The following is a 19,485-nucleotide window of genomic DNA, read 5'->3' on the forward strand; positions in this document are numbered from 1 at the left end:
AATTGGCATTTCGTTTCCATCATGCGGATCGGCAATCAGCGGCCGCGTTTTACTTCTGTGATCGTCTTCTCCGCCGCTTCCGCCGCTTCGCGCAGCGCCGTGTTCAGATCTTTTCTGCCGAGCATCACATCCAGCGGGACTGTATTCAAAATGTTCTCCACCTTCAGGTGATATCTGGAAAATTTGGCCATCGGCGCGTATTGGTTGTAGAAGACCGCGCTCCAGTTTTTATCCTTGAAATCGGACTCTTTGCCGTATGCCTTCTTCACTTCCTCGTCGTTGATAACCGGCATTATACCCCGCCTGGAATAATCGAGCTGATTGTCCCGGGACACCAAATAATCGATGGCCTTTATCGCCGCTTCTTTGTTTTTGGAGATGGAGGTCACCGCCATCGCGAACGGCGTCGCCGCCGAGCCGACCTTCGGCTTCTCCTTTAAGACCGGCAGCGAGACGAGGTCCCACTGCACCTTCCCGATATCGTTCGGCACCGTAAACGGGAACTGCGAATTGTACACGAACATCCCAATTTCTTGCGTGTCGGTAAATTCTCTCCAGGTCGGAAGCCGGTTCAGTCCGCTCACCCGGCTCTTGTAGCCTTCGTCCGAGCCGGGATCGGCGAAAAACAGTTGAATGAGCGACCGCCATACGTCGTTCTGAAAGGTCGGCTTGTCGGTTGCCGGATCGAGATAAGGCTGTGAGAGCTGGTTGCCGCGCAAAATATGGGCAGGTGAAGAAGCGAAACCGAGCATTTGCTTCCCTTCGTCTTTCCGTGTCAGCTTGCGTGAGATATCCATCGCCTCGTCCCACGTCATGCCGTTTTTCGGGTAAGCGACTCCAAATTTGTCGAAGAGCGATTGATTGTAATACATCACCTGGACCATATTCGTTACTGGAAGCGCATACATTTTTCCGTCGCCCGACGCCCGGATGCCGTCAATAAGCGTCGGCTCGAACTTGTTCAGGTCGACTCCCTGCTTCTTGATCAGATCGGTCATGTCATACTGCAGCTCCGAGTCCATCAGCAAGCCGAAAATGTAAGGGGCGGAGGCGAACAAAATGTCGATCGTCTGGTTTTGCGCCAGCAGTTCGGGCAGCGTCTGTCCCGCTTTCTGCTGAATATATTTGATCGTGTATTTCGGAAACTTCTTGCGCAGCGCATTGCCGAACAAGCTGTTGAACGCGTCCTCCGGATCGCCGTTGTTCGAATGAAAGACGAGTTCGGCCGGCTCGTCCGTACGGACTTCGGGAACGTTCGGTTTGCCTCCCTGATCTGCTTGCTGTCCGTTATTCGCGCTGCAGGCCGTAAGCCCTACGGCAACGACCAGCGGCAGTGCGGCCAGGCGGATTCGCCGGCACGCAGCGGAATGCTGTCCTCCTGTACTTCGAGCCACTCTTGATAAATGACATTTCAATGCAGCCACCCCTTTTGATTCATACGAGTCGCGACCTCAGCTATAGCATAAAGGAGAACCGCTTCGTTTTCTTTGTCAGATACGTCAGTATCTGTGCAAGATCGGTCGAAGCTCGTCCGGCTGCATCGGCTGGCGCGGTCCAGTTTTATGATTTTCAGGGTAGAGTAATGAAGAAAATGGAACATACATACAGCAAAAACAAAAACGGCTTCCCCGCAGCCGGAAAAGCCGATCATTGGAATGCAAATTTCGCCTGTATCTTCAGAATAAGGAGTAGGGGTTCGAAGCTATGGCGGAAAACTCCATGAGGGACGACGTCTCATCGCTTTGAGTGAGCATCTCCATGGCAAGCCCATGATAGATCGTGGCATCAGCTTCTCTGTTCATAAGCAGCAGAACCGCGACCATCTTGGCATGAAGCCGCTCGTTAAGCGGCATGAGCTGCGACCATTTTTTCATCGGGTTCAGGGCGATATCATAGCGATGCTGCCGGACATAGGTATTCACTACAGCTTCCAGCAGCTCCACGTAGCTCAGTTCGAGTTCAGCCTGACGCGAAGCCGCCCATACATAGCCGCTGCCTGTCAAATACCCGTCCCCGTATAGCCGGATTGCTCGCAAAGCGTGAGCAAGCGATAACGTTTGCTTGTAAAGGAGATATTCTTCCTCATAAGCGGCAACATCATTAAAAGCAACGGTCCATTCAAGACGGTAACTTCCGCCCCCCGTTTTCGTCTGATTGATGATATCCTGCAGACCGCAAATTTCGAGATCTTTCCGAAGCTGGTAGATCGTCGAATAAAGTGTAGCTTGCGCCTGCTCCACATCGCGGCCGTTCCAGATCTCATCCAGAATTTGTGCTTTGCTGACCGGCTTCCCATCATGATGATGCAAATACGCCAGCAGCTCGCTCCCCTTTGAATTGCGGAACCGGACTTGCTCGCCCTTCTCCGTCGTCACAACAAAAATGCCGAAGCTTTGGACAGATATCCCCGGCTCTATATCTCCTCCATCGGCTTTATAGGGTACGATCCGCTTCACGCAGCGTTCCAGCGTCCTGGCCAGATCCTCCTTAGTAATCGGTTTGAGCAAGTAATCCATCGCTTCTACATCAAAGGCTTCGCGGGCGAATTCCTCATAGGCCGTCAGAAAAGCAATCTGGATATCCGGTCGGAAGGTTCTCAGTCGTCGCGCCAACTCCAACCCATGAATGCCCGGAATTTCCATATCGAGCAGCACCAGATCAATTCGCTCTTCCGCCACCAGCACATATTCCAAAAAACTTTTGGCACTGTCAAACAGTCCGTGAACCTGGACTTCGTTCACCTCTTGCAGCAGCTTGCCAATTCGATTGAGAGCAGGCTGCTCATCGTCAACGGCAACGACTCCGATCATGCTAACTTTTCACCACCTTCGGATTTAATGGCACGGGGAACGGACAGGGTGACCTTGGTGCCGTATCCGGCCCAGCTTTCGATTGCGAGTCCTTGGCCATACAGCCGGAGCAAGCGCTGATGAATATTTTTCAGTCCGACCCCACCGCTTTCTTCTCCTTCTTTCGTGAGGATGGACTGCGCCGCAGCCGGCATTCCTTCGCCGTCGTCTTCGACGGAAATGACGATTTCTTCCCCCTGCATGCGAACCGTTACCGTCACGGTCCCGCCATTTTCCTTTTTGGTGACACCGTGTCTTACGGCATTCTCCACTAGCGGCTGCAGTGTTAATGGAGGCAGCCGACAACAGGCCTCTTCATCTACCTCATAGCGAACGCACAGCCGCTTTCCGAATCGGGCACGCTCAATATACAAGTAAGCTTCCGCCAGCTCCAGCTCTTTCCGAAGAGAAACCTCTCTATCTTTGTTTTTGAAATCAAAGCTGCCTCGCAAATACCGGCTCAAGTGCAGCAGCAAATCATGCGCGCTTTGCGGTTCGTCCAATGACAAAGAGAGAATTGTATTCAGTGTGTTATACAGAAAATGAGGCTTGATCTGCGCCTGAAGGAATGCCGTCTCCGAACGGACGACCTCTTCCGCCGAGCGCTTCGTCTCCAGCAAAGAACGTGTTCTCGCTCTAAGCTCATGAGGATGAAAAGGCTTCCTCAGGAAATCGTTCGCCCCTGCCTCGAAGCCGCAAATCAAATCCTCCATCTCGCTTCGCACCGTCGTGAGCAGAACCGGAAGCTCGGTGAGTGCATACTTTTGACGGATATGGCGGCACGTTTCGTAGCCCGAAAGCCCGGGCATCATCACATCCAAGATGACCAATCCGATCCGCCAGCCGTCGCTGTCCAGGAGACGTAAGGCTTCCTGACCGCCGGGGGCCGTCAAGATCGGGTAAGGCTCGCCCGCCAATGCCGCCGCCAACACCTTCAAATTAACGGGATCATCATCGACGGCTAAAATGGCTTGTCCGTGCTTGTCTTGGCCGTCTATGTCAGAGACTTCATCGGCTACCGGCCGAGCGGAAGCGAGATGAGACACCGACCATCTGTCTGCAACCAGCTGGAATTCGGAAGTCTTGATGTCCCTCCCCTCGCAGACGGGAAGGGTAAAGGAAAACACGGAGCCTTTGCCGGCCTCGGAAATGACCGAGATTCGACCTCCATGCAGCTCGACTAATTGTTTCGCGATGCCGAGTCCGAGCCCTACTCCCCCGTATGGCTGGGCAACGGAAGTTTTGGCTTGCTCATACGCTTGAAAGATCGTCTCCAACCGGTCGGCCGGAATCCCGATGCCCGTATCGGCAACGCTGATCTGCAGCATGCCGCCGACCGTATTGGCGCGGACCGTGACTTCCCCCTCAGACGTAAATTTGATGGCATTGCCGATCAGATTGTACATGATCTGGAGCAGCCGGCTTTCATCGGCAAACGCTAAAGGTAACTCACCCGGCCACTCCAAACGAAGTGTGACATCCTTTCCCCCAATATAGTGTCGGAACACTTCCTGCTGTGCCGACACGATGGCACGGATATCGATCGGACTCTGCTGCAATCGAATGCCGCCATTCTTCAATAAGGATAAGTCTAGGATATCGTTGATCAAATTAGACAGCCTGCGGCTCACCGAAATGATGAGCGCAAGTTTCTCCCGCTCAGATTCGCCCAGAGAACCGGCCTTTCCGTCGAACAAAGCCATAGATAAATTCATGATTCCGTGGACCGGCGTCTTCAGTTCATGTGAGGTGTTGGCCAGAAATTCGTCCTTCATACGGTCCATCGCCATCAATTCATCCGTCATGCTTTCAATCGTACGATAGGCGTTTGTGAACCGCCTGGCCAGTTCCAGCGCTTCAATAATAACCAGAAGAAGAAAACCGTAGGTTCCTAGCTGTACATCGGTTCCAATCAACATGTCATTGCTGTATAAAATATCATGAACGGCCGTGGCGACGAAAAGGAGCCACCCGAACAGCTGTAGCAACGCTCCTTTGCGGCCGCGCCACAAAGCGAGCGTGAAGCCATAGAGGATGTAAGCAAAGCCGAATAGCGAGACCAACTGAAAATAACCGATCGTACGCGTGAACCATTCGGTAGGAAGCAGCACGACCGTCCCGACAAAACCGCACCCGACCCATGCGAGCACTTTGATCACAATTCCACCATATTCCTTCGGGTACAATTCGCGAACGAACAGCATGGCGATTGCGACTCCGCCGTAAAAAGTCAAATACTCGGTAGCGATAACAAAGCGGATGTCCACAAGCGGAATGATATGGACCAAATAAATGTCGCCTACCACCAATTGACGGACAGCTCCAAGTAAACAACAAATGGCGAAGAATAAAGACGATCTTTCTGCCCGGCGCAGCAAAAATATAGCAATTTGATACAAACCGAGCATCGCGCACCCGCCGAATACCGCCATGTCGACAATCGTGCTGCGCTCCTTCATAGCCATCATCTCACGTTCATCGCCCAGCGTCAGGCTAAACCAGATGCCTCCCTGCGGGTAGAGATGATTAGCCACTTGAATGAGCAGGTCAAACTCACCAGCCGGCGGATCAAAAGCGACTGTTTGCGGCAAATAGGCAAACTGCATGTCAGAGGGATCCGCTGCAACCGTTCCAGATACTGCAAGAACCCGATCGTTGATCAGCACCTTATACGCAGGAGCAATTGCCGGAATTTGGAGCCCGAGCGAGCCTGTATGTCCGTTCGTCAACACCTTCAAGCGGTACGTCGCAAAACCGTGTCCCGGTAATCCGTTTTTCGTCCAAACACCTGGGACTTTCGCAAACCTATCGGGAGTAACGGCTTGTTCGTTCCTTTCGAAACGGTCTGCATTCGTGAGCAGCTGCTCCCACTGGAATGACCAACTTCCGTTCAGTCGTATGGGTCCATCTTGTTCCAAACTCCACTGCCGCAAGTCCAGCACACCGTCCTGAGCACGAGGCTGGACCTTAGAGGAAGTCGGCCCGTTCGCCGGCCATCCCAAGACGGTCAGCAAAACGAGCACAATCATCCCAAGCACAGCAAATCTGCCCCTCTTGCTATGAACCATTTTCACCCTATCACCTTAGTCCCGGATTCGACACTGTCTTTTGACAAAACAATCCCTTTGCACTCGATTCGACAACGCACGGCAATTTCCTCCCTCCGGAACAGCCGATTAACAACCTCTCTCTTCAGTTGCTGAACCTTACTGATCTTTTGATCGATTACTCCATTTCCAGTACGCTTTATTCGACAAAATACTTAATAGACGTTCAAAACCTTACATGAAACGCTTTCTTTTCAGTTTACACAGTAGTTCTTTGCGCTAGAATGATGTAACGGTAATGCAGAATCCCTTGCAGGAATCGCTACAATGGCTAAGGAGACGGATTGGGATGTTATGGAAGAGCATATTCACTATGGTTAGGTCGTCCCCGTTTTTCATATTTCTTATTATGTTAGGTGCCGTCATCGACCTTATGTTCCGTTACCTCTCCTCCCTCAGCTATAAATACTTGATTGATCTTGCCATTCTCCCACGTGACGGTAAGGCTTTGGCAATCATTATCGTCGCTTTGCTGATCCTTGGATTTACTAACGTTCTGACCGGTATATCCACCGATTATGCCAAAGCCCGGTTAGGATCAAACTTTCTATTCGAATATCGGATACGGCTATACCGGCATATGCAAATGCAATCGCAGCGTTTCTACGAGAAATTCGGGGTAGGAGACCTGCTTGCCCGATATACCGACGACATTCCTGCCATTCAATCAGCCTTACTCTATATCATGACCGGAGGGCTCCTTTCCATCACCAGCGTTATTGTTGGGCTTGCGATTCTCTTTTCGATGGAATGGAAGCTAACGCTGGTAACCCTAGCCGGTTCCGCTCTCTTGTTTGCACCCTATCGCATGCTCAAGTCGCGTTCTCTGGCTATGGGGGAAGCTTATTACAAGCAACTGGATCATTTTAATGGTTCGGTTGACGAACATATTAAGGCATATCGCGTCATTCGGGCGTTCGATTTGCGCAGCGCCATGTTGAACAAGGTCGAAACAAATCTTCGTACCATGCTCTCGATCGGCGTTCAGCGGAATTTCGTCAACTCAAATCTAAACCGGCTGCCAATGCTCGTCATCTCGCTTCTAACCGCAGTGATACTCGCTTACGGCGGTTACTTGACCTTCAACGGAAGTCTTACCATCGGCGAGTTCATCGCCTATAACTCTATCTTTTTCACAGTTGGCACGTCCTTGTTCGGTGTTACTTCTATTCTGCCTTTTATTTTATCGGCTCGTACGAGCCTAGATCGCTTGCAGCAAGTGTTGGACTGGGAACCTAACGTAATCGAGCAAGGCGGGCAGGAACTCTCTCACCTCCGTTCGGACATAGTGTTCCGTGACGTCAACTTCGCCTATAGTTCTGGTGAACCGGTGCTACGGAACCTGAATCTGACCATTCCGGTCAGGGGCTTTACTTCTATCGTCGGTCCCAGCGGGGCCGGGAAAAGCACAGTGCTGCAACTGATGCTAAGGTTCTCCGATCCTCAAACCGGAATCGTGCTCTACGACGGTCAAGATATTAAGAATGTTCAATATGCCTCCCTGCTAAGGCAGGTAGGGGTTGTTTTCCAAGATTCTGTCTTGTTCCATGCTTCTATTCGGGATAACATTCGCATCGGTAACCCCGAAGCGACCCAAGAACAAATCGAGGAGGCGGCGCGAGCGGCCGAAATTCATGATACGATCATTGGATTTAGAGAGGGATATGACACCCTCGTCAGTCATTACGGGGACAGTCTGTCCGGTGGACAACGGCAGCGGATCGCCCTGGCTCGGGCACTCGTGCGAAAACCGCGCATTCTATTCCTGGACGAGGCCACTTCAGCCCTGGATCCCGATACCGAGCGATCCGTAAATGAGACGATCCGTACATTAGGGCTGCGCATGTCAATCGTATCGGTCACACACCGATTGGCTTATGCCGCCTTATCCGACCGAATCGTCGTGCTTAGCCAAGGGAGCGTGGCCGAAACCGGGACCCATGAGGAGCTGCTGGAACTGGGTGGCGAATACCGTCAAATGTGGGATAAGCAGCAAGGGTTCATGCTTGCCCACGGCAGCGGTAACGCCTGTGTCCGGTCAGATCGTTTACGCAAGCTTCCTTTCTTTAGCAGTATCGATTCCGAAGCCTTGGATGAGATCTCCCGACTATTCGTCATGGAGAAGTTTGAAGCCGGCGCAATGGTCGTCGAGCAAGGGGAACAGGGGGACAAGTTTTACTTGATTGCAAGAGGCAAAGTCGATGTTCTTTTCTCAGCAGGCTTAGGCGAACGCCGAAAAGTAGCATCGTTGGAAGACGGGGATCATTTCGGTGAAATCGCACTCATGCAGCATATTCCAAGGACGGCTACCATCGTTACCGTTACGGCTTGTTGGCTCTTATCTTTGTCCTACGACCACTTTCATCCGCTTGTGATGCGTTATCCCGCCATCCGGGAAGAACTGGAAGCAACGTTAAGATCGCGAATGCAAAGGAGAGAAGATTGATGCTGCAATGGATGTCCGCTAGCACGGAGCAAATGAAGGAAGAGGGGATCCTATTCATTTGCCGGCATGCAGAGTCCCTGGGGCTCCCGTATCAGTGGAGTACGACTGTGAACTTGCTGTATACCTCCCTCTACGACTCCGGTTTCATGCTTGCTCTGGATGAGCAAAGGCAGGTCAGAGGGGTAATAGCGTATACGTATGGGACCGCAAAAGACAAAAGTGCGGATCAGACCCGGATTGAAGTCGTCCTTCTCTACCTTGAGGCTCCATATGGTACAGGAATAAGATTTGTAGAAGCAATGAAAGCCCTAATTGAACGGGAGCAAGAATTACCCGAGCCGATTTGCGAGATCGATTTTTTTTGCACGCCGACGGATATACGTCGAAGGCTTTTCGGCAAAATCGCTTCACTCCGTAATACGAAGTTGCATTCCTGTGGAATGCTCGATTCTTACTTCACGACTATCGAGCGAATTCGGCTATATATCGATCGGGTCAATAGACCCAAACCTTTGAAGCTGTGAGCGTGCGTCTACGCATATTATTTCTTATCAGCGCATAAAGAAGGACCAGCATTGCTGCTGGCCTCCCTTCTATCCGCTTTCTGGCAACCAATTTTACGACCGGTCGATGGATCCGTCGTCGCGTCTAGGAAGTACTTCCCACAGAGCTGGCACATTGCACCCGGATTGGCCCATTTCCGATCACCTCCTTCGATTGAAATTGTTTTTAATATATAATCTTTTTAAGGAAAAAACAAGTATTATATGAAAATATTTCTATAAATAATATAAAGAGGTGTTCTGGGTTGATTCGATTCGAAGTTTGCACGACTACTTTTCACTGGAGCCAATTCACGGAATTTTATATCCGGCATCGAACAAACATTATCCCCTACTACCGGGTTAGCCTAACGTTGAAGGATGTAAGGGACTACATGCAACAGGGCCGGGCCGCCCTTATACGGAATGAAGCCGATTTGGTTGTCGGGATTGGCTGCTTCGTTCTTGGTCTGCAGGAGGACGATTTCAAGGACAAAGCCATTGCGGTACTGGGCAATAGCTGCTTCATCGAGGAATATCGGAATAACAGAACGTTCCTTCGCGGCTTGCAGAAATTAGCGGTGGAAATCGAAGATGCCAATCCTCATGTGAGGGAAGTCAGAATTCCGACATCCGCGGATAACGACTATACGAACCGCCTCTACCGAAAGCTCACGAATAAAATGCATACGTATGATTCCAACTATGGAAAGGTGAATGTATACTCGATGCCCTTCGAGGAGTATAAAGACTTCTGCTCTCGGTTTCGCTGAGTATTCATAAAATAAGAAATAAAGAAAAGATGCAGATCAAATCAAAATAAACTAAACAAAAAAAGCACAGAACCAAAATTCTGCACCGCTTATAATAAGGTTATGTTCTCGTCACCCGACAATTTCAAGGCTGTCAAGCTCCTATATGCCTAAAAGTCTACCGATCGTCCGCGGCAGCCCTTTGGTGTAGAAGTTATGGAGCTATGGTGCCCCGATACAATTTATTTTGTCTTTCTTTACCTTAAATTAAAAAGCCCTTTCCAGTCTCCAAATTTATTGGTAAAGATGAATGTTCGTGAGTTATAAGCCAGGAGTCATTTACTTTTCTTAAACCAAATGTGAAACGATTTGTCATTTGACGAAGTTTTTCTCCTAATTCTATATCGTGTGCAGCAAAGGTAACGGCACTATGAACAAATGCAAGATTCAAGTTTTCTTCTACTACTAAGTCATTGAAATCAACATGAAGTGAAACACCATCCGCCCTTAATCCGTTAAACCACTTTTCAACATTTGCCTTCCAGGGAGAGATCCCCACACTCTCCCAGTTACCCCAGCAATCATAAATATGTATTTCGGGTGCATAGGCCGATAAGAATCTTTCAACATTTTTTTCGTAAACGGAAGACTTGTAATTTTCAAGCACGTCTTGAACTTTTAAAAAATTGTCCATCATCAAGCTCCTTTCGATATAAGTATTTATATATTTTCTGCAGCCAAACATTTTTCCCTTCTTCAACTAAACCGATGGCTTAATGGAACCACCTGATTATCATCCGCAGCGGCCCCATGACTTGTTTTAGGCGCTATTGTCCCCCGTTACTTGCCGGCGTGATCAGCCTTCTTCTGTAGATGGCCAGCGCCAGACCGAGAATCGCCATTTCCGCCACGAAATGGCTGAAGCCATAGCTGACGAAAGGAAGCGGGATGCCGATCAGCGGTACGATTCCAAACGACATAAGAAGGTTATAGGCGATCTGGAAGCCGATAGTGGCAGCAATACCGAGCATGAGCGTTTTCCCGTATTCGTCCCGTATTTGCAGCGCGGATCGGACGAGCCATCCGGCAAAGGCGGCAAAGCTGATCGCGAGGCCGATGCCCGCCAGCCAGCCGAAGCTGTAGATCAGGTAGACGTAGATGATGTCGTTTTGGATACCGGGGAGATATCGTGCGGGAGCGGCGAACCCGTTCCCGTACCAGCCGGCGCTTTGGATCGCTTTTTCGATTTGAATGTTTATGTAGCTGGTCCCGAGTGGATCTTGATGCGGATTCCAAAAAGCGGCCAATCGATCCTTTACCGACTGACTCTGTTGAAACCGCAAGGCAGCTATACCGGCAAAGGGCAGCAAAATCAGCAGTGCCGCTTTCGCCCAATTACGGATCATTGTACCGGTCATGGCGAACAAGGCGATCGCATACAAAACGATGCAAGGAAACCGTGACAAGCTGGCCAAAAACAGGATGGGAACGAGTACGACAACCGTTATCGTAAAAATTCGAAAAAACGGTTTTTGCTTCCTCTCCGTCAATATTCCCGCTGCTGCTGCAATCCATAAATATGTACCGATCCAAGGCCAATCGATGGCGAAAGGGCCGATTCGGAAATACGAGGGAGAACCGTTTACGGTATTGCCTGCCAAATGGCATAACAGGATGCCGCCCAATGCCGCTAAATAAAACGGCCACGCATAATGTCGCAATCGGTTAGGTTTGCAAAAGAAATCCCTTTAGGAGACGGCTTTTCCAAGTCATTTCATCTCCATGCAGTCGAATATTTGTGAGCGCATTCAAAAGAATCAACTTAATACCTTCCAGTTCATGCCGCATTACTGCCTGTTAGGTGAACGTAGGCTGCCGTTCATGCCGGCAGCCTAGTTCTGGTTGCTTATTGTGAACGAATTCAACGTGATTATCCACCCTGTCCAAACTGAAAAAGTGTCGGACTTGTGACTATTTAACGGGTCGATTCGCCCACTTGCGGTAGCGAGTTGTCCTAGCCACAAACGTGCTTCCTTTCATCACGATGTCGTCACTCAATGTCCACGTGTGGCTCTTTTTATTTGCCCTCCGAATACCGACAAAATTATAAGGAGAGGTGGCGTACAGCCTATATCCCCTAGCCCGGCTTCTTTGTAAAAAGTTTGTATCCTCACCGAGCGTCCGATCGGCAAAACGAACGCGGTTGTGTAGCCGCCTTTTGAACAGAAGCGTCCCTCCCGCCACATCCTTCACGTATTTATTTCTCTGAGAGGGAGTTGTGATGGCAAGCAGGCGCTTCCCTTCAAAATATTTCAAATGAGCTCCTTTCCCGACAATATCGGCACCTGTTCGGCGCAGAGCCCCTACCTGTTCCACAAGGTAATTAGGTGCGTAGTAATCATCGTCGTCAAACTTAGCGATGATCGAATATTTCGCCTTGCCGATTCCATAATTCAGGCAGCGACCCAAAGTAAACTTTTCCGGAGCTTTGTAGACCGATATATTGGGATAAGATGAAACCCTCCGGCGATATTCCGACAAATCCATGCTATCCTTGTTCAAGACGACGATAAGCTCCTTGAGTTTATATCGCTGCCTTCTGTAATTGTTAAGTAGCATGGCGAAGAACGACGGGCGGTTTGTACAAGTGATGACCGAGACCCCAAGAGTCCGGTTGCCATTCAGCCTCATTACTAGCTCCCTCCTACGATCGAACGACGTATTTCATATAATGATCGCCATGCGCTATGATTCTCGTTTGCGGGTGTGCAAGAAACTGTGTATCGCTCTTTTTCCAAGTGTGGCTGTCCGGCCGCTTTCGCCGCAAGGCGCAAAAATTGTATCGGTCCCCTGCGTACAGCTTAAACCCTTTTCTTCGGCAGGCTCTACAGAACCGAACGTCCTCCCCAAGCGAGCGGTTGGAGAACTTCACTCGCTTCCATACCTTCTTCTTGTAGACCAAGGTGCCCCCGGCAAGGATAGAGACGAATCGGTTCTGTGCGTCGAACCGTTGAATGAGCAGACGCTTGCTGCTTAAGTGAATGAAATAAGCCCGTTTCCCTACGACATCAGCCCCCGATTTTTGGAAGGCTTGCATCATATCGAGCAGGTAATTAGGTGCGTAGTACTCGTCGTCATCAAGCTTGGCGATATAGGAATGTTTAGCATGAGCCGAGGCAAAGTTCAGACAAGCTCCCAATGTAAAGCGGGCAGAAAGCCGATAAACGCGGACCTGCTTGAGCTTCGCCGCCATTTGCTTGTAACGGCTAAGATCAGCCCGATCACTGTTCACGACAATGATCCATTCCTTATTACCCCATCTTTGCCTCTTGTAATTCTCGAACATAGTCCGCAAGAAGCTCGGTTTGTTCGTACAGGTCACTACGCTAATCCCCGGTATACGGGCTTGGGTCCGTTTCAGACCGATGGGCATGCGAGGCCCTCCTTTTTATTCGCAACATAAGGGAGCATTACCCGCGTAGCCGGATCACTTGAAAAGCTTCGGCGAATTCCTCGTAAATCTGATTACCGCGGAATTTCGCTTTATGCAGGAGGCTGTCGGGATGAACCGGGTGACGCAATGACCCGATCTGGGTTTTATAGGCCTCCAACGTTTTCATTTTTAGATTCATTGCTTCTTCCGTAAGAGGAATATAGAGATTCGGCTGAAACGCAAGCTCTCCATCGGTTTCATAAACCAAGACGGTGCCGTTCCAGAAATATGGTCGCGATACTGCCATTGCGGCCTGATGAAGAGCTTCGTGGTCTTGATGTTTCGTGATGGACGGAATATACAGGATAGTTGGACGAAATTCCTCTACATGGTGTTCGAGTTTTGCGACCAGTTCCACCCGGGGGATACGGTCTAGTCTGCTGTCGTAAAGCTGTTTGCCAGTATGATCCGGGTAGAGGATATGATAATCCGTAACTCCGAGTAGGCACATGGCTTCCTTTAACTCATTAATTCGTTTCATTCCGCTATAGGTCCCGTAGCCGTTTTCTTCCTTCCGATACCGCTTGGAGTCGCTTAAGGCGAAGGAAGCTATGACGATTCGAACCGGGCTGCCATGGCGGATATATTTCTGAATGACGCCGGCGCAACCGAGCGTCTCATCGTCCGCGTGGGGGGCCAAGAACATTGCACGTTGCTCCGAATAGTGTAGAGCACCCAATTGAATCACACCTTCGTCATATTGTATGGATTTACCTGCCTTAACCTATGAGAAGATCGAATGCACCTCCTGTGCTTCGACCCATTCCTAGCGAAAATTGGTCGCATGTCAGGCGCTTAAACGACGCATAGAGAGTATATTGGGAAGAAAATTGAAGTTGGTGATGAAATCACAGTGAAACCTATCGTTCGTATTCTACTAACCGGGGCAGGGTCTCCGGCCGCTTCCGGCGTAATTCGATCTCTCCGATCAGACCCGGTTATGGACGTTGTTATTGTAGGCATGGATTGTAACACGGAAGCCGTTGGATTTCATATGACGAACAAGCACGTCATCGGTCCCCGGGCGACGGAGGAATCATTCATACCGTTCGTCCTGAGTCTATGCGCCAAGGAGAAAATAGGGCTGATTCTTTCTCTAGTCACGGATGAATTAATCAAGCTGTCGGAGTCAGAAGATGACCTGCTGCGAATTGGGACTCGATTGTTGATTTCCTCTGCGGATTCGCTTCGAAAAGTCATTAACAAAGGGCGTTTGTATCAGGCGCTACAAAACATGGGGATAGCCGTACCTGAATTCAGGATGGTCAACACTCCTGAAGGTCTGATCCATGCCTTGCATGAACTCGGCTACCCGGCACAGCCGGTATGTTTCAAGCCGGTCGTATCTGACGGCAGCAGAGGATTTCATATCGTAGACAACGGAGCAGACAGGTTCCGCATGCTGTTCCAGGAGAAGCCTAGCTCCGCTCACATCAGCGAAGAAGAACTGATGCGAATTCTCCAAGGACATTCCGAAATCCCGGACACCTTAGCGATGGAATACTTGCCGCATGAGGAGTATAGCGTCGATCTTATGGTCAAGGACGGTAAGGTCGTCGTGGCGGTTCCAAGGCTGCGGGAGGCCACGGTAGGGGGGATTACGACTAAGAGCTTGATTGCGAAGGAGCAGGATATTATCGATTACGCAGTTGCTGTCGTCGAGCTTATGCAACTGAACGGCAACATCGGCGTGCAAGTTCGCCGAGACCGGCAGCGAAAGCCGAAAATCGTAGAAATTAACCCAAGAATACAAGGGACGATCGTACATTGCACAGCGGCCGGGATCAACCTTCCAGCGCTTGCGGTAAAACAAGCGCTTGGTATCCCGGCAAGCAAAGATGAGCTGGAGATCAAGTGGGGAACTCGGATGACGCGTTATTGGGAGGAGGTTTTCTACGATGTACATGGATCTTCATATGCATTCTAACTACTCGGACGGCAAGAATACACCTGAAGAAATGATAGAAGCCGCAATCGGCATCGGCTATGAAACGATGGCCATCACAGATCATGTTTGGAGATCTAGCTCCTGGGTACCGGCATACACCGCGCATCTTCATTCGCTGAAGATGAAGTATCGAAATCAAATCCAGCTTTATTCGGGTATCGAAGCGAAAGTTGTCTCGCTGGATGGCGATATTGATGCCGATCCCTCCTTTGACGCACTGGTAGATCTCGTTCTCGGGTCCATTCATCGCATTCCGAAGCCGGACGGCTATTACTCCAGCGCGGACGTGGACCGAATGCCGCAAAGAGTGATTGTCGAGAACTGGCTCGAGGCCTTCTACCGGATGCTCGAAAATCCGCGTGTGGATATTATCGCCCATCCGCTGTCAGAGCTAAAGAAGTTCGGGGTACGGGAAGAAGAACTTCCTATGACGGAAATAACGGATCGGATTGCAGACTCTGGCAAAATTCTGGAATTGAACGTTCGTTACAATACCCCTGACCAATCCGTCATTCGGTTATCAGCGCATAAGGGAACCGCATTCCTGATCTCTTCCGACAGCCATACCGTTCAGGATTTGATCGTAAACAGTAGGCTGGTCAAGGAATTCACGGGAAAAGGGTTTCGGTTAATCGATATCCACCGGTATGTAAGGGAGAAGAAAACCATTTCTTGAACATATCTCATTAAGAAGCTCTCCTGCCATCCAATCCTGTAGATCACAAATGCTGCTTCCCGGAGTAGACAAAGCACTGATGGTGATAGATTTGATATACAGGAGGATCAAACAGTTTTCTTAAAACATAGTAAGGCAGCCTTACCGAACCGGTGGACTGCCTTCTAGTCTCAAAATGCAGATAAATGGCGCTCAGTTAGTATGGATGATTTACTCGGCAGCCATTGCAATTGGTTTTGTTTCTTGAACTATGCCATGCGGATGATTCGGAGGGGCATAAATAGGTCCTTGACCTTCTTCAATACGCAGGAATTGATCGAGTGTTGGATGAATTTCTAATCCGATATCTTCACCAACATTAATACTCATTAAAGTAACTTGTTTCATCTCTAACCATTTCCTGCGTTTGCCGATTCAAGGTTAGCCCGTTGAGCGAGTACGTTGCGAATGATCCCCCACTCGGTCACGCTACTTAAGCCTATGCTGCTTGATTTTGGTACGGCTTAAGGGACTTGGTCATTTCAAAAAAATTCCGTCCCAATGGCCTGTCCCATAGAACCGGTTTGATCCCCACCATTGTGTAGATTTTAGGTATTTGTTTAAAGCTGTGAAATTCAACGCCCTACTCCCGGTCAGCATCTTCCCTTCCCTTCCCTTCCCTTCCCGTCGTGACTTAGCTTAAAAGATAGTGTGATCAACATCGTGTACTTATCGAATCATCAAAGATCAACGACTCTTCAAAGAACGGAACAGGTGCCCATTTCCTCTGGATATTCACCCGCATACCTTACAACATGGAGGGGATGACATGAAGTTTCGGGTAAAATCGTATGTCTCCAGTAAATGGGATAAAACAGCGGCCCTAATTAAGGACAAAGATGTACGTTCCTACGTTCCAGAAACACATCGAATGAATAGTGAATCACTACGCAAAATGTTAAATCGATTTTCTATGGTGTATATCAAGCCCGTGTCGGGAAGCTTCGGAAAAGGTGTAATGAGAGTGGAACATATGGGGGGACAAAGTCCTCGATTTAGCTATCAGCTTGAGTTTAAGAAAAGAACATTCAACTCGTTCGATTCGCTGTACCATTCCATTTTGGAACATAAAAGAAAAGGCCCTTACCTTGTGCAACGAGGGATCAAATTGTTAACTCATAACAAGCGCCGATTCGATGTTCGTGTCATGGTTCAGCGAAATGAGGAGGGGAAATGGGAAACGACGGGGATAATCGGACGAGTCGCACATCCTGAGAAAATTGTCACGAACTATCATAGCGGGGGAACACCCATGAAACTTCGTCCTTTGCTAAAGACTCATCTCGGTTCGCCAAAATCGGGAGAGTACGAACGGGTCTTGGCCAAGTTAGGAGTACGGGCGGCATCAGTACTCAGTAAGGAGTATCCGAGCATCCAGATGATCGGCGCTGATATTGGTATTGATTCAGACTTTAACCCCTGGATTATCGAAATAAACACGAAGCCGGATCCATACATTTTTAAACATTTGAAAGACCGGAGCGTATATCGCAAGGTGCTTCGGTACTATCGGGCGGTTCGAAAACCGCATCGGGTCTAGTTTTAACAAGCAACAGGAGAAAACGTATCGTTGTCAAAAAGATCGTATAAATTGGAAGGTGGCTTCATTGAAAATTGTCATAGTCGCCCCCGAAGAAATTCCCGTTCCGCCGATTCGAGGCGGTTCTGTTGAAATAACGATTATGGGGATTGCCAGAAAGCTGGTTCATCAGCATTCAGTTACCATCGTAAGTCGTTCACATCGGCGTTACCCCAAACATTCCATTCATGATGGGATTCATATTTATCGAGTTCCTTCGGGCGATTCGCTGACTTATTTGAGCCATGTTAAACGGTTTTTACAAGGGCGAAAGTTCGATATTTTGCAAATTGAAAACCGACCGAAGTTCGTAGGGCCGCTAAGAACAATGTTCCCGAACGCAAACATTGTTTTGTTTCTTCATTCTTTAACCTTTGTCTCGCCACCGTATTCGAGTAGGACAAAAGCAGGCGAAGGTCTGAGTAAAGCGAACTTGATTATCGTTAATAGTTCTTCGCTCCAAAATCGGATTATTCAAAAGTTCCCTAACGTAAAAGATAAAGTGAGGAAAACTTGGCTCGGCGTGGATACATCTCGATTTACACCGGCTTATAAGAACAGTTCGAACGGTGCAACCCTTTTATTTGCAGGCAGGCTCATTCCCCGCAAAGGAGTCCCCGTATTGCTCGAGGCGGCCAAACTTGTGCAAAAAAGGATATCCCGCCCTGTAAAAGTTATCATCGCAGGCGGATCCTCGAAAAGAGCGTATACCAAACGATTGAAGTCTCTCGCCCATAGCCTTCATGTCCAGACACGTTTTCTAGGGACCATCCCTCATCATCGGATTCACCGAATTTACAAACAAGCGGACGTGTTCGTTTGCCCTTCACAAAAACACGAAGCTTTCGGACTTGTAAACGTGGAAGCAATGGCATCCGGACTTCCTGTCGTTGCTTCCGATAATGGAGGAATACGTGAAATCATCGAAAACGGTCAAACCGGTTTTTTAGTTAAGGATTACCATAAGGCCGAAGCTTTTGTGGATGCGATCGTCCGTATACTAACCAACAAAGAACTTCACGATAAAATGAAAATAGCTGCTCGTTCCGCTGCTGTGAAAAAATTTGGTTGGGCTGCTACAGCCAACCGATTGAACGAAATATATACATCCATAAAAGAAAAATAATTATTATTTGGACGGTGAGTGAACACAAAATTGCGAAAACCGCATCTCGGTAGATCAACAAAGAGGGTTCTTTTTCGTTCTCAGTAACCCGGTACGCTAGTAAAATACAACAGCAGCCTACTGGAATAGGCTGCTGATTTTGATTTTTTTATTTTATCTTATGCGTCCTTATAGAGTCGAAACCATAGGTGAATCTTTGACACCATTTTCGTATCGTTTCAAGTTAATCTACTTAACTGGTCCTGACGAGCCGATCTCCACGAATTAGGTGAAGAACCTTCTTTGTTATACAAAGTGGAGCTTTTCACAGGGCTTCATCCTTAGGCTCTCGCCACCAGATGCTTGCTTGGTCCCTACCTCGGTTGGACTCCGTTAGTCAAGGCTAGGCGACTAATATGCCGACCCACTGCTATTCACAATTGCTCAATTTCGGGTCTGCGCCGGGTCAAAGCGCGGCAGACGGCATCCGGGTCCGTGGAAGAAAACAAAATGCGCCGGCCGTTTTCCAAGTTCACCTGAACCGCTACGCCCCCGTCGCCGGCAACATTGTACAGTTTGCTTCCCGGCTTCAGGCGGATTCCCCAGCCGCCCCAGTCTTGCCAGCGATAGGCTGCCTTTTGACAGCTGACGATTTGTTCGAGCATCACCCGTTCCTTCAGCAAGCCGAATCCGACGGTGAGCGAACGGGTATCCACGCGGACACGCAGCACGGTAAAAGGCCACAGTATGGCAAACAGGACCGCCAATATGGCGGAGCCTGTGATCACACTCCCCCACACGGACAGTGTATCCTCCCTAACAAAGAAGAGCGGCAGAACGGCAGCGGCAAACACTACCGCTCCAAGAGCAATGATAAGCATTCTGGCGCGCCTCGACATGTGTACGGTTTGCTCAAACATTCGCTCTCCCCCTACGGTTTATCGCTATA

The 19,485-nt window shown here is 49.3% G+C and carries 16 protein-coding genes and 1 pseudogene; 7 read left to right on the forward strand and 10 right to left on the reverse strand.

Annotation, left to right across the window (positions count from 1 at the left end):
• Positions 1 to 35: 35 nt before the first annotated feature.
• The 3 genes from D7M11_RS26880 to D7M11_RS26895 form a co-directional block, all read right to left on the reverse strand.
• Positions 36 to 1,394, reverse strand: coding sequence for an ABC transporter substrate-binding protein (locus D7M11_RS26880; protein WP_193556293.1), 1,359 nt, complete (start codon positions 1,392 to 1,394; stop codon positions 36 to 38).
• Positions 1,395 to 1,676: 282 nt separating this feature from the next.
• Positions 1,677 to 2,810, reverse strand: a complete 1,134-nt coding sequence (locus D7M11_RS26890; protein WP_120750354.1) for a response regulator — start codon at positions 2,808 to 2,810, stop codon at positions 1,677 to 1,679.
• Positions 2,807 to 5,878: a hybrid sensor histidine kinase/response regulator gene (locus tag D7M11_RS26895; RefSeq protein WP_240041318.1), complete on the reverse strand. Its 3,072-nt coding sequence runs from the start codon at positions 5,876 to 5,878 to the stop codon at positions 2,807 to 2,809. Before D7M11_RS26895 ends, D7M11_RS26890 begins: the two co-directional genes overlap by 4 nt.
• A 367-nt stretch (positions 5,879 to 6,245) precedes the next feature.
• On the opposite strand from D7M11_RS26895, the gene D7M11_RS26900 reads away from it, so the two are divergent.
• The 3 genes from D7M11_RS26900 (at position 6,246) to D7M11_RS26910 (ending at position 9,717) form a co-directional block, all read left to right on the forward strand.
• Positions 6,246 to 8,402: an ABC transporter transmembrane domain-containing protein gene (locus tag D7M11_RS26900; RefSeq protein ID WP_158606854.1), complete on the forward strand. Its 2,157-nt coding sequence runs from the start codon at positions 6,246 to 6,248 to the stop codon at positions 8,400 to 8,402.
• Positions 8,402 to 8,926: a hypothetical protein gene (locus tag D7M11_RS26905; RefSeq protein WP_120750357.1), complete on the forward strand. Its 525-nt coding sequence runs from the start codon at positions 8,402 to 8,404 to the stop codon at positions 8,924 to 8,926. The genes D7M11_RS26900 and D7M11_RS26905 overlap by 1 nt, the downstream gene beginning before the upstream one ends.
• A gap of 413 nt (positions 8,927 to 9,339) precedes the next feature.
• Positions 9,340 to 9,717, forward strand: a complete 378-nt coding sequence (locus tag D7M11_RS26910; RefSeq protein ID WP_120750358.1) for a hypothetical protein — start codon at positions 9,340 to 9,342, stop codon at positions 9,715 to 9,717.
• A gap of 241 nt (positions 9,718 to 9,958) precedes the next feature.
• Here D7M11_RS26910 and D7M11_RS26915 read toward each other — a convergent pair whose 3' ends face one another.
• The 5 genes from D7M11_RS26915 to D7M11_RS26935 form a co-directional block, all read right to left on the reverse strand.
• Positions 9,959 to 10,393, reverse strand: coding sequence for a YybH family protein (locus D7M11_RS26915; RefSeq protein WP_193556294.1), 435 nt, complete (start codon positions 10,391 to 10,393; stop codon positions 9,959 to 9,961).
• 130 nt (positions 10,394 to 10,523) lie between these two features.
• Positions 10,524 to 11,417 (reverse strand): FtsW/RodA/SpoVE family cell cycle protein, encoded by an 894-nt coding sequence (locus D7M11_RS26920; protein WP_120750360.1) that lies wholly within the window; start codon positions 11,415 to 11,417, stop codon positions 10,524 to 10,526.
• A 250-nt stretch (positions 11,418 to 11,667) separates the two neighbouring features.
• Positions 11,668 to 12,387 (reverse strand): glycosyltransferase family 2 protein, encoded by a 720-nt coding sequence (locus tag D7M11_RS26925; RefSeq protein WP_120750361.1) that lies wholly within the window; start codon positions 12,385 to 12,387, stop codon positions 11,668 to 11,670.
• 13 nt (positions 12,388 to 12,400) lie between these two features.
• Entirely contained in the window at positions 12,401 to 13,129 is a 729-nt protein-coding gene (locus tag D7M11_RS26930) for a glycosyltransferase family 2 protein (protein WP_120750362.1), read from the reverse strand.
• Between the two features lie 37 nt (positions 13,130 to 13,166).
• Complete coding sequence (locus D7M11_RS26935; RefSeq protein ID WP_193556295.1) at positions 13,167 to 13,877, reverse strand: PIG-L deacetylase family protein; 711 nt, start codon at positions 13,875 to 13,877, stop codon at positions 13,167 to 13,169.
• Positions 13,878 to 14,129: 252 nt separating this feature from the next.
• Here D7M11_RS26935 and D7M11_RS26940 point away from each other — a divergent pair, with 252 nt between their 5' ends.
• Both D7M11_RS26940 and D7M11_RS26945 read left to right on the forward strand, forming a co-directional pair.
• The gene (locus D7M11_RS26940; RefSeq protein ID WP_338042516.1) at positions 14,130 to 15,116 is read left to right on the forward strand and encodes an ATP-grasp domain-containing protein; all 987 of its coding nucleotides are present in this window, start codon (positions 14,130 to 14,132) and stop codon (positions 15,114 to 15,116) included.
• Positions 15,088 to 15,813: a PHP domain-containing protein gene (locus D7M11_RS26945; protein WP_120750365.1), complete on the forward strand. Its 726-nt coding sequence runs from the start codon at positions 15,088 to 15,090 to the stop codon at positions 15,811 to 15,813. The genes D7M11_RS26940 and D7M11_RS26945 overlap by 29 nt, the downstream gene beginning before the upstream one ends.
• A 210-nt stretch (positions 15,814 to 16,023) precedes the next feature.
• On the opposite strand, the pseudogene D7M11_RS26950 reads toward D7M11_RS26945, so the two are convergent.
• Positions 16,024 to 16,194, reverse strand: a pseudogene (locus D7M11_RS26950) (cupin domain-containing protein); the annotation flags it as partial.
• Between the two features lie 427 nt (positions 16,195 to 16,621).
• On the opposite strand from D7M11_RS26950, the gene D7M11_RS26955 reads away from it, so the two are divergent.
• Together D7M11_RS26955 and D7M11_RS26960 are read left to right on the forward strand one after the other, a co-directional pair.
• Positions 16,622 to 17,392, forward strand: a complete 771-nt coding sequence (locus tag D7M11_RS26955; protein WP_120750366.1) for a YheC/YheD family protein — start codon at positions 16,622 to 16,624, stop codon at positions 17,390 to 17,392.
• A gap of 67 nt (positions 17,393 to 17,459) precedes the next feature.
• Positions 17,460 to 18,557, forward strand: coding sequence for a glycosyltransferase family 4 protein (locus tag D7M11_RS26960; protein WP_120750367.1), 1,098 nt, complete (start codon positions 17,460 to 17,462; stop codon positions 18,555 to 18,557).
• A gap of 413 nt (positions 18,558 to 18,970) precedes the next feature.
• Here D7M11_RS26960 and D7M11_RS26965 read toward each other — a convergent pair whose 3' ends face one another.
• Positions 18,971 to 19,456, reverse strand: a complete 486-nt coding sequence (locus D7M11_RS26965; RefSeq protein WP_120750368.1) for a hypothetical protein — start codon at positions 19,454 to 19,456, stop codon at positions 18,971 to 18,973.
• Between the last annotated feature and the right edge of the window lie 29 nt (positions 19,457 to 19,485).

The sequence above is a fragment of the Paenibacillus ginsengarvi genome (assembly GCF_003626695.1).
In the GTDB taxonomy this organism is placed as follows: domain Bacteria; phylum Bacillota; class Bacilli; order Paenibacillales; family NBRC-103111; genus Paenibacillus_AB; species Paenibacillus_AB ginsengarvi.